12 protein-coding genes are annotated in these 13,174 nt (G+C 67.7%); 7 read left to right on the top strand and 5 right to left on the bottom strand.

The features are described 5' to 3' along the window. Positions 1-69: 69 nt before the first annotated feature. The 4 genes from gorA to B9Y64_RS09740 form a co-directional block, all read right to left on the bottom strand. On the bottom strand, positions 70-1,428 hold the full coding sequence (gorA, locus tag B9Y64_RS09755) for a glutathione-disulfide reductase (RefSeq protein ID WP_100440502.1): 1,359 nt from the start codon (positions 1,426-1,428) through the stop codon (positions 70-72). Beyond that, positions 1,425-2,675 carry an NAD(P)/FAD-dependent oxidoreductase gene (locus B9Y64_RS09750; protein ID WP_100440501.1) on the bottom strand — a complete coding sequence of 417 codons (1,251 nt, stop codon included), beginning with the start codon at positions 2,673-2,675 and terminating at the stop codon, positions 1,425-1,427. Before B9Y64_RS09750 ends, gorA begins: the two co-directional genes overlap by 4 nt. A gap of 3 nt (positions 2,676-2,678) precedes the next feature. Further along, complete coding sequence (locus tag B9Y64_RS09745; protein ID WP_100440500.1) at positions 2,679-3,923, bottom strand: DUF418 domain-containing protein; 1,245 nt, start codon at positions 3,921-3,923, stop codon at positions 2,679-2,681. A gap of 99 nt (positions 3,924-4,022) precedes the next feature. Beyond that, positions 4,023-4,505 (bottom strand): FKBP-type peptidyl-prolyl cis-trans isomerase, encoded by a 483-nt coding sequence (locus tag B9Y64_RS09740; protein WP_032128998.1) that lies wholly within the window; start codon positions 4,503-4,505, stop codon positions 4,023-4,025. Between the two features lie 111 nt (positions 4,506-4,616). On the opposite strand from B9Y64_RS09740, the gene B9Y64_RS09735 reads away from it, so the two are divergent. After that, positions 4,617-5,156 carry a C40 family peptidase gene (locus tag B9Y64_RS09735; protein ID WP_100440706.1) on the top strand — a complete coding sequence of 180 codons (540 nt, stop codon included), beginning with the start codon at positions 4,617-4,619 and terminating at the stop codon, positions 5,154-5,156. A 131-nt stretch (positions 5,157-5,287) separates the two neighbouring features. Further along, the gene (locus tag B9Y64_RS09730; RefSeq protein WP_100440499.1) at positions 5,288-6,061 is read left to right on the top strand and encodes a C40 family peptidase; all 774 of its coding nucleotides are present in this window, start codon (positions 5,288-5,290) and stop codon (positions 6,059-6,061) included. 245 nt (positions 6,062-6,306) lie between these two features. On the opposite strand, the gene B9Y64_RS09725 is transcribed toward B9Y64_RS09730, so the two are convergent. Next, entirely contained in the window at positions 6,307-7,641 is a 1,335-nt protein-coding gene (locus tag B9Y64_RS09725) for a dicarboxylate/amino acid:cation symporter (RefSeq protein ID WP_100440498.1), read from the bottom strand. A 154-nt stretch (positions 7,642-7,795) separates the two neighbouring features. Between B9Y64_RS09725 and B9Y64_RS09720 the strand changes: the two genes are divergently transcribed. The 5 genes from B9Y64_RS09720 to B9Y64_RS09690 all read left to right on the top strand — a co-directional run bounded on the left by B9Y64_RS09720 (position 7,796) and on the right by B9Y64_RS09690 (position 13,125). Further along, positions 7,796-9,502, top strand: coding sequence for an alkaline phosphatase (locus tag B9Y64_RS09720; protein ID WP_100440497.1), 1,707 nt, complete (start codon positions 7,796-7,798; stop codon positions 9,500-9,502). Beyond that, the gene (locus B9Y64_RS09715) at positions 9,499-10,044 is read left to right on the top strand and encodes a WG repeat-containing protein (protein ID WP_100440496.1); all 546 of its coding nucleotides are present in this window, start codon (positions 9,499-9,501) and stop codon (positions 10,042-10,044) included. Before B9Y64_RS09720 ends, B9Y64_RS09715 begins: the two co-directional genes overlap by 4 nt. Before the next feature lie 629 nt (positions 10,045-10,673). Next, positions 10,674-11,960: a tRNA lysidine(34) synthetase TilS gene (tilS, locus tag B9Y64_RS09700; RefSeq protein ID WP_100440494.1), complete on the top strand. Its 1,287-nt coding sequence runs from the start codon at positions 10,674-10,676 to the stop codon at positions 11,958-11,960. Between the two features lie 36 nt (positions 11,961-11,996). Then, positions 11,997-12,257, top strand: coding sequence for an exodeoxyribonuclease VII small subunit (locus tag B9Y64_RS09695; protein ID WP_006381978.1), 261 nt, complete (start codon positions 11,997-11,999; stop codon positions 12,255-12,257). Further along, the gene (locus B9Y64_RS09690) at positions 12,247-13,125 is read left to right on the top strand and encodes a polyprenyl synthetase family protein (protein ID WP_100440493.1); all 879 of its coding nucleotides are present in this window, start codon (positions 12,247-12,249) and stop codon (positions 13,123-13,125) included. The genes B9Y64_RS09695 and B9Y64_RS09690 overlap by 11 nt, the downstream gene beginning before the upstream one ends. Positions 13,126-13,174: the final 49 nt, after the last annotated feature.

Raw genomic sequence — 13,174 nt, 5'->3', positions numbered from 1 at the left:
CCTGCGCCCGGCGTCGCCATGCCTGGGCGGAACGCAGCCGAGCATGGGCTCGGCTCCACAACGGCCGGCTCAGCGCATCAGCACCACTTCTTCGGCCGAGGTCGGGTGGATCGCCACGGTGTCGTCGAACTGGGCCTTGGTCGCGCCCATCTTCACCGCCACCGCGAAGCCCTGCAGGATCTCGTCGGCCGCTTCACCCAGCAGGTGGATGCCGACCACGCGTTCTTCCGGGCCGGCGCAGACCATCTTGAACAGGCTGCGCTGGGTGCCGTTGGCCAGCGCCTGCAACATCGGGCGGAAACGGCTGTGGTAGACGCTCACCTGGTCGAACCGTGCACGCGCTTCTTCCTCGCTCATGCCCACCGCGCCCAGCGGCGGATGCGAAAACACCACGCTGGCCACGTTCTCGTAATCCATCTTCGACTGCGGGCGGCCACCGAACAGGCGGTCCATCAGCCGCCGCGAAGCGGCCACCGCGACTGGGGTCAGGCCGACCTTGCCGGCGATGTCACCCACCGCGTGCACGCTCGGCACGCTGGTGGTCTGCCATTCATCCACCTGTACCTGCTGGTGCTCGCCAATGCCGATGCCGAGCGCTTCCAGGCCCAGATCACGACTGTTGCCACGGCGACCGGTGGCGAAGAACACGGCATCGAACACATTGTCGAGCGGACCGTCATGGCCGAACGCACGCACGCGTTCGCCATCGCGCTGCAGTTCGCGCAGGCGGTAGTCGAAATGGATCCGCACGCCCTGCTGCTTCAGGTTCTCGGCCAACTGATCGGTCAGCTCGTAGTCGAAGCGCTCCAGCAGGCGCCTGCCGCGTACCAGCAGGCTCACCCTGCTGCCCAGTGCCTGCAGCAACCCGGCCAGTTCCACCGCGATGTAGCCGCCACCAATGATCGCAACCTCGGCCGGTGCCGCGCGCAGATCGAAGAAATCATCGGACACCAGCCCCAGTTCCGCACCGGGAATGTCCGGGCGCAGCGGATGCGCGCCGGTGGCGATCAGGATGTGCTCGGCGCTGTAACGCACACCATCGCTGCAAGCCACGGTGTGCGCATCGAGCAGATGACCGCGTGCCGGAATGCGCACCACGCCGGTTTCATCCAGGCGCTTGTGGTAGCTGGTGTGGATGTTGCTGATGTAGGCCTGGCGATGGATCACCAGTTCCTTCCACGACAGCGCCGGGCGTGCCTCGACATCGAAGCCCATCGCATTGGCCAGGCCAATGCGCTCGTGCAGGTCGGCTGCCAGCCACATCGCCTTCTTCGGCACGCAGCCGACATTGACGCAGGTTCCACCCAGTTCGCCAGGCTCCAGCATCGCCACGCGCTTGCCATGCTGCGCCGCGCGGATCGCGCCGGCCAGGCCGGCGGAGCCGCCGCCAAGGACGATCAGGTCGTAATCATAGGATGCAGTGCTCATCGGAATCGCTCGGGTCGGTAAGGGGCAGGATCGATCGCTGGTGTGCGGCCGCAGATGAGATCGGCGATCAGCTGGCCGGTGCCGGCACTCATGCTGATGCCGAGCATGCCATGCCCCGCTGCAAGCCAGACGTGAGGATGCGCGGGCGCGCGGCCGATCAACGGCACGTCGTCCACGCTCATGGGGCGCCAACCACACCACTGCTCCTGCAGCTGCGCGCCACGCGGTGTGCGCAGGTATTGGTCGGCGGCTTGCTGCAGGGCCTGCAGGCGGGTCGTGCGCAACTGCGGGTCGGCACCGGCGAATTCCATGGTGCCGCCCAGCCGCAACGCCTCGCGCCAGGCAATCACGAACACGGAGTGGTCCTTCAGCACCACCGGGCGCTTGGGCACCTGCGACGGTCGCGACCAGGTCAGCGAGTAACCCTTGCCGGGCTGGATCGGCACGCGCAGATCCAGTTGCCGCGCCCAGCGCGGCGACCACGGCCCGGTCGCCAGCACCAGCTCGCGCGCGTGCAGCGTGCGTTCGCCGGCGCGCACGCGCACGCCCTGCGCGTCTGCGCTGAAATCCTGCATCTTCACCTGCTCCTCGATCACCACGCCCTGTGCACGCAACACGCGCGCCAGTTCAGCGGTGTAACGGTCTGGACGCAGCTGTGCATCGCCGGGGAAGTGGATCGCACCGGCAAGGCGATCATGGAACGCCGGATTGTCGCGCACGTAGTCGCCGCCATCGATGCAGGCAGTAACAATGCCCTGCGCGTTCAGCGCCTCGCACTCGGCAGCATGGTGATCGAAGTTGCGGGCATCACCGAATACATAGTCCAGACCGCGTGCATCGAATTCGCAGTCCAGCGCATGCGTATGCACCCAGTGCGCCAGGCGCAGCCGTGAGTCATTCAACAACGCGCCGCGCGCCCGCGTGGAGTGCAGCCAGTCGCGCGCATTGCAGCGCGCCCCGAACTGCAGCAACCAACGCCACAGTGCCGGATCCAGGCGTGTACGCACATACAGTGGCGCACGCGGATCAAGCATCCAGCGCAGCGCGCGCAACGGCACGCCGGGAGCGGCCAGCGGTGGCGCATGGCTGGGAGTGATGGTGCCGCAGTTGCCATGCGACGTCGCGCCACCGCTGCGTCCACGGTCGATCACCCGCACCTGCCGCCCCTGCGTGCGCAGCGCAAGCGCGGCGGCCAGCCCAATGGCACCGGCGCCGACCACGATCACATCCTCGCGCGCGCCCTGCATCGATCAGCCCTGCCCGGCCTCGCGCCGCATCGGCGGCCATTGCCGGTAGGTCATCGCACGCCACAGCCATTCCATCGGGCCAAAGCGGAAGCGTGCCAGCCACGCATGCGAGAAGGCCACCTGCACGGCGAACAGCAGCAGCGCGAACAGCAGCTGCACGCTGCGCGGCATCACCTCGAACCAGCCCAGGCCATAGTGATAGAACAGCCAGGTGCACAGCAGCGACTGGCCCAGGTAGTGAGTCAACGCCATGCGCCCGACCGGTGCCAGCCAGGCCAACCGCGCACGCCAATGCACGATCCACGCCAGGTAACCCAGGCACATCGGCAGGCCGCCCACGGTTACAAGCGCCATCGCGGCCGTGACCGGCAGGTTGTAGGCGCCCGGTGCCAGATACGGCTTCCAGGCAACGCCCAGCAGCGTGACCACCAGGCCCAGCGGCAGTGCCACCCAACGCAGCACCGCGTACAGCCGCGGGAAGCGCTCTGGCGCCGACAGCGCACCGCTGCCGGCGAACCAGCTGCCGATCAGGAACATGCCCAGCACTTCCGGGCCGGTGATCAGCAGCGCGCCCATCGACGATCCGAACTCGTGCAGGCGCTGCACATTGGCCTGCATCCAGCTGCCCTGCCCGTACACCAGGCGCTGCTGCGCGATGCCCTGCTGTGCTTCGGCGAGCATCTTCTGCACGTCCTCCGCTGAAGCCATCGACACCATCGCCCCCACCAGCAGCATCATCGCCACACCACCGAGGTAGACCGTCACGCCCATCCACGGCAGCCAGCTGCGCGGCGCCTCCCTGCAGGCCAGCAGCGGCAACGAGACCAGTGCATACATCACCAGGATGTCACCGGACCAGACCAGCAGTGCATGGCACAGCCCGATCAGCAGCAGGCCAGCACTGCGACGCAGGTAGAACGGGGTGAAATCGCGCCCGGCCACCTCGGCGCGCTGTGCCATCACCGCGAAGCCGGCGCCGAACAGCAACGAGAACAGGGTGAAGAACTTGCCCTGCACGAACACGTAGACGAACGCGTCGGCCCAGTAATCGATGCCCAGCCAGTGCGTGTCGATGCCGGTGAAGGCCAGGTCCAGCGGCCCGCTGAAGGCCTCGATGTTCATCAGCAGGATGCCCAGCAGCGCAGCACCGCGCAGCACGTCCAGCACGCCGATGCGTTCGCCGGAAGCCACCGGCTGCAGGGAAGGAGAAGCGGCGTTCACGGGGGGTCCGTCAGGCAGGTCCGCCATTATGCCGCCGGCCCGTGCGCCATGGATGGCCGCGCCGTGTTCCAGAAACGCAACGGCCCGCCGAAGCGGGCCGTTGCTGCCATCACGATCGCGCAGCGATCAGTGCTGGTGACCGCCGTCGCCGTGAACGTGGCCGTGGTCGAGTTCTTCCTGGCCGGCTTCGCGCACGTCGACGATTTCGACGTCGAAATGCAGGTCCTTGCCGGCCATCGGGTGGTTCAGGTCGACGTCGACGACACTCATGCCGACCTTCTGCACCGTCACCGCACGCGGGCCGAAGTTGGTCTGCAGCACGACCTGCTGGCCCGGAGCCAGCTTGGTGTTGCCGAAGTGCTTCTTCGGCACGCGCTGGGACAGGCCTTCACGACGCTCGCCGTAGGCATCGGCCGCCTTGACGTCGACGTTGAAGGTCGCGCCGGCTTCCTTGTCCATCATGGCGTTTTCCAGGCCCGGGATGATGTTGCCGTGACCGATCAGGATCGCCAGCGGCTCGCCGCGGTCCTTGGACGATTCGATCGGCTCCTGGCCGACTTCGGAAACGGTGTAGTGGAAGCGGACAACGCGGTCTTTTTCGATCTTCATGCGCAACTCTGTCTGGATCTGCCGGAGGCAGGCGGGTTGGGGCGGGTTGTCGCCCGGCGGGGACGCCGCCATCATGACGGCCAATCCAAGGTGGCGCATTATCCGGAGATCATGCACATCACGCCAGTTTCGTCCGGCCTGCGCCGGTTCCTCGCCCCGGCCCTGCTGCTGGCCCTGCCCCTGTTGATGACCGCCTGCGGTGGTGGCAAGGCCACCCGCCCGGCGCCGCCCCCGCCGACGGCGAACTGGCCAAAGACCGTGCCGGACAACCCCGAGGCCGCCAACTCGGTGCTGATGCGCGCCATCAGCCTGGTCGGCACCCCGTACCGCTATGGCGGCAACACCCCGGATTCGGGCTTCGACTGCAGCGGCCTGGTCGCCTATGTCTATCGCGAGATGCTGGACCTGCGGCTGCCGCGCACCTCGCGCGACCTGGCGGCGGTACAGGGCCCGAAGATCGATCCGAAGCGCCTGGCCACCGGCGATCTGGTGTTCTTCGGCAGCCGCGGCAGCGTCACCCATGTCGGTATTTATGTAGGTGAAGGGCGTTTCGTGCACGCGCCGAGTACCGGCGGCACGGTGCGACTGGACTCGCTCAGCGGCCCCTACTGGAAGGACCACTACACCGGTGCGAAACGTGTCCTTCGCTAAAATGAACAGGCGATATGTTCAAAACTGTGACGACCATCACCCTGAAACTAACGGTTTACTAACGGAATTTTTAACTTATTGCCGCTTTTACAGGGCATGATGCCCCATCGTTTTTTTCCTGTGACCGACGCGTGACGACTGACGACCTGAAAAGCGAAGGCCAGACTTCCGTATCTTCACGTAGTGCCCGCCCGCTGTTGCTTGGCCTGGCACTGTGTCTGACCAGCCTTCCGGCCTGGTCGCAGACTGCTCCGAACCGTTCCGATGTGCCCCCGGCCCCCGTGGCCGAGAGCACCGCCCGACCGGCCGCCAAGGCCGAGGCTGCCGCTCCGCAGCGCAGCCGCGTCGATGCCGCCGCCACCGCCACGCTGGCTGCCCTGCTGCCGCACCTGGCCGCCAACGACACCATTCCGCTGATGGACCGCTCGGCCGTTGTGGCCGGTGACCTCAGCCGCCTGCTCGCCAACTACGACACCAGCAGCGCCGCCAATGGCAGCGTTGTCGGCACCGCCGCCGACAACGGCAAGGTGCAGTCGCTGCTGCGCCGCGCGATGACCCTGCTGGGCACCCCGTACCGTTGGGGTGGCAGCAACCCGGACAGCGGTTTCGACTGCAGCGGCCTGGTCGGCTATGTGTTCCGCTCGGCCCTGGGCATCGAGCTGCCGCGCGTCTCGCGCGAGATGGCCCACGATGACAACGCCGAACTGATCAACGACCGCACCGCACTGGCTGCGGGAGACCTGGTCTTCTTCGGCCGCAAGGGCCGCGTCGACCACGTCGGCATCTATGTCGGCGATGGCCGCTTCCTGCACGCGCCGAGCTCGGGCAAGGACGTTCGCGTGGACACCCTGCTCAGTGGCTACTGGGGCAACAAGTTCATGCAGGCCCGCCGGGTCGACCTCTGACCCCGCCGGCGCCGCAGCGCCGCCCGATACGCAAAGCTAAAGCCGCTGCCCTGCAGCGGCTTTTTTGTTGGACCCGCAATGGGTGTGGGTAGCTGCCGCCCCTGGCCGGCACTCTCCATCCACGCATGGCGTGGATCTACCAGGGGCCCACCTTGGCCGGCACCGCATCAGCCATCTCCCAAACAAAAGGCCCGCCAAACAAAAGGCCCGCCGGGTCGGGGCGGGCCTTTCATCTCCACGCAACCTCAGGCGCGTGGCGGTGTCGGGTCAGGATCGTCCATGCCCACATTGCTGGACGGATTGTCATACACCGCCTGGTCGAGCAGCCCGGTTTCCTTGGCTACCAGCACCGGCACCAGCATCTGGCCCGTCACATTGGTCATCGTGCGCATCATGTCCAGGATGCGGTCGATGGCATACAGGTAGCCGATGGTCTCCAGCGGCAGGTTGGCTGCGCTCAGCACCACCGTCGCCATGATCACCGCGGTACCCGGCACGCCGGCCGTACCGAAGCTGCCCAGCACCGAGGCGATCAGCACCACCACGTACTGCTCCGGGGTCAGCGGCACACCGCTGTACTGCGCGATGAACACCGCGCACAGCGCCGGATAGATCGCGCCGCAGCCGTCCATCTTGATGCTGGCGCCCAGCGGCACCGCGAACGAACCGTAGTCCTTGTTCACGCCCAGGTTGTGGGTGATCGAACGCAGCGCCACCGGCATCGCCGCGAAGCTGGACGAGCTGACGAACGCAACCTGCATGCCCGGCGCCGCACCGCGGAAGAACTTCAGCGGGTTCAGGCCGTGCGCCAGCAGCAGTGCGCTGTAGACCACCACGATGTGCAGGGCACAGGCCACGTACAGGGCCAGCACGAAATGACCCAGCGGCAGCAGCTTTTCGAACCCGTAGCTGCCGACCAGGCCGGCGATCAGGCCGAAGGTACCGATCGGGGTGACTTCCAGCACGAAGCGGGTCACCTGGATCATGATGTCGCTCATCTGGCCGACCAGCTTGCGCGCCTCGGTCACCTTCTCGCCCAGCTTGACGATGGCAAAGCCCACCAGGCCGGCGAAGAAGATCACCGGCAGGATCGAGCCGCGACCGGCCGCCAGCACGGTCTCACCGGCCGCGTTGACCTTGGTGCCGATGCCGGACAGCGCATAGAAGACATTGGCCGGCACCACGTCCAGCAGCACCTGCACCACGCTGGGCACTTCGCGCGGCACATAGTTGCTGGCCATCGACAGTTCCAGGCCACCGGCGCCGGGCTGCAGCACGGTGCCCACGCCCAGCCCGACGCATACCGCCAGCGCAGCGGTGATCACGAACCACAGGAAGGTGCGGCCACTGAGCGCGGCGACCGACTTCTGCCCATGCAGCGACGAGATCGCGTTGATGACCGCGAAGAACACCAGCGGTACGGCGATCATCTTGATCAGGGTGACGTACAGCTCACCGAGCGGGCCGAACCACGTTTCGGCGGCCGGGCCAAGCGCCCAGCCGGCCAGCGCGCCGAGCACGAAGCCACCGACCACGCGCTGCCAGAATGGAATCCGCAGCCAGGCAGAGACCAGCTTCATAGGCAATCCAGAGGGGAAGGAAGGGATGCTGGCACGATAGCCCAAGGCGGCCCGCAGAACGACAGCCCGGCCGGCAAATCAGTGTGTCATCGGCGTGCCTTGCAGGGGCGGGCATAATGAACGTCCCGTTACAGTTTGTGAGATCCCAGCGTCCATGCGCCGTTCCGTCTCCCTGTTGGCCGCCTGCGCCACCACCCTGCTGCTGGGCGCCTGCGCCAGCACCACCCCCGCCTCTGCCCCGGCCGGCCTGAAGGTCGCCGTCGACCCGGTCGCCCACCCGGCCGGCGAGACCCCGCAGTGGTGGTATCGCAGCGGCGCATCCCAGGCCGCCGCCAACGGCGCGATGTCCGGCAAGGCTAAAAACGTCATCCTGTTCCTCGGCGACGGCATGAGCCTGACCACCGTGGCGGCCGCACGCATCTACGAAGGGCAGCAGAAGGGCAGCTCGGGCGAAGAAAACCTGCTGTCGTGGGAGCACTTCCCGGCCACGGCGTTCAGCAAGACCTACAACACCGATTCGCAGACCCCGGATTCGGCCGGCACCATGACCGCCATCACCACCGGCGTGAAGACCCACATGGGCGCGATCGGCGTCAGCGCCGGCAGCCGCACCGACTGCGCCGACAGCCTGTCCAAGGGCCTGTTGACCTGGCTGCAGCTGGCCGACAGCGCCGGCCTGGCCACCGGCGTGGTGTCCACCGCGCGCCTGACCCATGCCACCCCGGCCGCCACCTATGCGCACTCGCCCGAGCGCAACTGGGAAAACGATACCGACCTGACTGAAGCGGCCAAGGCTGCCGGCTGCAAGGACATCGCCCAGCAGCTGCTGTCGACCTCGCGCTACGGCCGTGGCCCGCTGGTCGCCCTCGGCGGCGGCCGTGGTGAATTCACTACCGTGGAAGAGCGCGATCCGGAATACGACGACAAGGTCGGCCAGCGCCTGGATGGCCGCAGCCTGGTGCAGGAATGGCAGCAGGCGCATCCGCAGGGTGCCTACGTGTGGAACAGCAAGCAGCTGGCGGCGGCGGCCAATGCACCGGCCATCCTCGGCCTGTTCGAGCCGGACCACATGCGCTACGAGTACGAGCGCCCGCAGGATCCGGGCGGTGAGCCGAGCCTGGCCGAACTGACTGCTGCAGCGATCAGGAATCTGTCGAAGCACCAGGAAGGCTACGTGCTGATGATCGAAGGCGCGCGCATCGACCACGCCAACCACAGCGGCAACGCCTACCGTGCACTGACCGAGACCGTGGCCCTGTCCGATGCGGTGCGCGTGGCCAACGAGCTGACCTCGGCCGACGACACCCTGATCATCGTCACCGCCGATCACTCGCACACGCTGAACTTCGTCGGCTACCCGGCACGTGGCAACCCGATCCTGGGCAAGGTGAAGGACAAGGGGGGCGAAGACGGCGCCGGCAAGCTGGACTACGCGCTGGACGGCAGCGGCCAGCCGTACACCACGCTGACCTACGCCAACGGCCCCGGCCATACCGGCGCCAGCAACCAGCAGCCGGCCGGCCCGAAGCGTTACCCGCACAACCCGAGCAGCTTCGAACCGGCCAACGGCCGCCCGAACCTGCGCGACGTCGACACCGAGCATCCGGACTACATGCAGGAAGCGCTGGTGCCGATGAAGTCCGAGTCGCATGGTGGCGAAGACGTCGGCATCTGGGCACGCGGCCCGGGCAGCAAGGCGATCCGCGGCACGCTGGAACAGAACGCGATCTACCACATGATCGTGCAGGCCACCCCGGCCCTGCGCGAGCGCCTGTGCCAGGCCGGCACCTGCGATGACAAGGGCGTGCCGGTGCAGCTGCCGGCACCGACGGCCTTCGAGCGCAAGGCCGAGGCCAAGTGATCATCCGGCAGGCCCGCCCTGCCCCCGCCCGCGGCCGCTTCGCGCGGTCGCTGGCCCTGCTCGGCGTACTGGCCAGTTCCAGTGCGCTGGCGCAGGCACCGGCGTGCAAGCTGCTGACCGACGAACACGGGTTGTGGCCGCTGCCCAACTGCGAGGTGGTCGATCATCGGCCGAAGATCAGCGCCGGCACATTGAAGGACCTGAATTACGACGACCAGGGCCTGGCTGTGGTGTATGCCGACCAGGGCTTCCACTACGTCGACCGCAAGGGCCGCAGCCTGCCGGTACTGACCTGGGACAACGGCCCGGAAACGCCGCAGGAAGGCCTGCTGCGCGGCCGTGTCGGCAACCGCGTGGGCTACTTCGATCTGAAGTTCCGCCAGGTGGTGCCGGGCACCTTCGATTTCGCCTGGCCATTCCGCGACGGCGTGGCCCAGGTCTGCAACGGCTGCCGCCGCGGCACGCCGGATGCCGAAGGCCACACGCCGATGGAAGGCGGGGAGTGGTTCCGCATCGACCGCTCGGGCCGTCGGGTGAAGTAGGGGTTTCGTTCGGCAGGGCTGCGCCCTGCACCTGCAGACGCCACGGCAACGGCCGAAGCAACAGCAACGGCGTGCATTCCGTGGGATGTCGGGGCACTGTGGGTTTGCAGGGACGCCGTAAACCCGTCCATGGGGGCTTGGTCGCCGCATCCATGCGGCTCACACCCCGCAAACCCACAGTACCCCGCCTTCGACAGTTTTCCGGCGGCCAGTAGATCCACGCCATGCGTGGATGAAATCTGTCAGATATCGAAATAGATCGGGGTCAGATCCGTTTTCCGCAGGAAAACGGATCTGACCCCAAAAGCAATTCCGACAGTTCGCAGAAGACTGTCGAAGGCGGGGTGGGTCCGGTTGCGGGGGCGTGAGCGCCATGGATGGCGCGACCGAGCCTACAGGGGTGAGGGCGCTTTGCTTGCGAAGCACTGCTTCGCAAGCGCCCGAACGCACAGCCGCCAGCGGCTGGGCCGGACCGCGGAGCGGGATTTACGGCGTCCCCCGCAACCGGACCCACCGCGCCGACGCGCAGGAAACCAGCTTCTGCTGTTGCTTCGGCTCTTGCTGTGGCCGTGGCCTCTGCGGGTGCAGGGCGCAGCCCTGCCAAGGCCCCCCACCCTATACTTGCCGCCGTGACTGCCTTCCCTGCCCTTGTTCCGCTGGATGCGCCGCTGCTGGTGGGCTACAGCGGCGGTGTCGACTCGACCGTGCTGCTGCACTGGCTGTGGCGCTGCGCCCAGGCCTCCGGCACGGCGCTGCGTGCGGTGCACGTTCACCATGGCCTGCAACCCGATGCGGACGGCTGGGTGCTGCATTGCCAGCAGCAATGCGCAGCACTGGGCGTCGAACTGGCCGTGCATCGCGTGCAGATCGACATCAGCGCGGGCCTCGGCCTTGAAGGCGCGGCGCGGCAGGCGCGACGTGCAGCGTTCGCGGCCGAACTGCACGACGACGAAACGCTGGCACTGGCGCAGCACCAGGACGATCAGGCCGAGACCTTCCTGCTGCGGGCCCTGCGTGGTTCCGGTGTCGATGGCCTTGCCGCGATGTCCGCACGCAGCCAGCTGGGCGGACAGCCTTTGTGGCGGCCACTGCTGGCGATGCCACGCAGCGCAGTGCTCGATTACGCGCGCGAACACGCGCTGAGCTGGATCGAAGACCCCAGCAATGGCGACGACCATGCCGATCGCAACTTCCTGCGCCTGCAGGTGCTGCCCTTGCTGCGCCAGCGCTGGCCGCATGCCGCTGCGGCGTTGGCGGGCAGCGCCACGCACTGCGGGCAGACCCGCGAACTGCTCGACGAGGAGGACGCCGAGCTGATCGCGCATCTGGAAGTGGCACCGCGCGTGCTGTCGCTGCCACTGCTGCGTCAGGTCTCGCCGGGGCGCGCCGCGCGCGTGCTGCGCGCCTGGGTTATCGGCCACGGTGCCGCGCCACTGCCGGCCACGGTGCTGCAGCAGGGACTGGATGAACTGCTGCCGGCCGGCAATGATCGCCGGGCGCGGGTGCGCTGGCACGATCATGCCATCCAGCAATGGCGCGATCATGCCTATCTGCTGCCCGCGCAGCTGCCGGCGCTGCCTCCCGGGTGGCGGGCCGAATGGGATGGGCGCGCAGCGTTGGCACTGCCCGATGGCGGCCAACTGAGCCTGCACGGTGCCGCGGCCTTCGACCACCCGCTCCAGGTCCGCGCACGCGAGGGCGGCGAGCGCATCCTGCTGCCCGGCCGCCAGCATTCGCATGCACTGAAGGACTGCCTGCAACGCGAACACCTTGCCCCCTGGCGGCGCGCCCAGTTGCCGCTGGTCTTCGATGGACCGCAGCTGCTCGCCGCCGCCGACGTGGTCATCGCAGCCCCTCTGCAAGCCTGGTTGCAGTCGCGGGATGCCCAGCTGCAGTGGCGTCCCGGCGGCTGGTGAATTGACCCCCGCGCGCAGCCCGTCCACACTTGCCGCATGGCCAAGAAGTCCCCCGAAAACGCCTCCCCGGTCGCCCAGTTCGAGCAGTCGCTCGAATCACTGGAACAGTTGGTGGAGCAGATGGAAACCGGCGAGCTGAGCCTGGAAGCGTCGCTCAGTGCCTACGAACGTGGCGTCGGCCTGTACCGCCAGTGCCAGCAGGCACTGGAGCAGGCAGAGCTGCGCGTACGCCTGCTCAGCGATCCGGCCCAGCCGGAAACGGCCGAGCCTTTCGATCCGCCCAGCCATGACGGCTGAGGCCCAGTTCGCGCGCTGGCGCGACCGTATCGAAAGCGAGCTCGACGCCGCTCTGCCCTCGCCTGCCGAAGCACCTCAGCGGCTGCACCAGGCCATGCGCTATTCGGTGCTGGGCGGCGGCAAGCGCATGCGCCCGCTGCTGGTGTACGCCAGTGGCCACCTGTTGGGTGCACCGCTGGAGCACCTGGACGCAGCGGCGATGGCCGTCGAGCTCATCCACGCCTATTCGCTGGTGCATGACGACCTGCCAGCAATGGACGATGACGCCCTGCGCCGCGGCAAGCCGACCACCCACATCGCCTTCGACGAAGCCACCGCGATCCTCGCTGGCGATGCGCTGCAGACCCGTGCCTTCGGCCTGCTGGCCGATGCACCGCTGCCCGCCACGCTGCGCGTGGCCTGCCTGCAGACCCTGGCCCACGCGTCCGGCGCCTCCGGCATGTGCGGTGGCCAGGCGCTGGACATCGATGCCACCGGCCAGCAGCAGACGCTGGCGGCACTGACCCGCATGCATGCGCTGAAGACCGGTGCACTGATCCGCGCGGCGGTGCGCATGGGTGCGCTGTGCGGCCAGGCCCACGAGCCGCAGCTGGCCCAGCTCGACAGTTTCGCCGATGCACTCGGCCTGGCCTTCCAGGTACGCGACGACATCCTCGATGTCGAAGCCAGTTCCGAACAGCTGGGCAAGACCGCCGGCAAGGACCAGGCGCAGGACAAGAGCACCTTCCCCGCCCTGCTCGGCATGGACGGTGCGAAGGCGCAGCTGCGCGAACTGGCCGCACGCATGCAGGCCACCTTGGCCGGATATGGCGAAGAGGCCGACGCGCTGCGCGCGCTGGCAACGCTGGCGGTGGAACGCGATCACTGACCGCTGGCACTGCGCGCTCGCCGGGCGTTGCCCGCACACGAAAACGCCC

The organism is Stenotrophomonas maltophilia (genome assembly GCF_002799245.1).
In the GTDB taxonomy this organism is placed as follows: domain Bacteria; phylum Pseudomonadota; class Gammaproteobacteria; order Xanthomonadales; family Xanthomonadaceae; genus Stenotrophomonas; species Stenotrophomonas maltophilia_S.
Note: the sequence above shows the minus strand (reverse complement) of the source record. Positions and strands in the feature narration are given on the sequence as shown.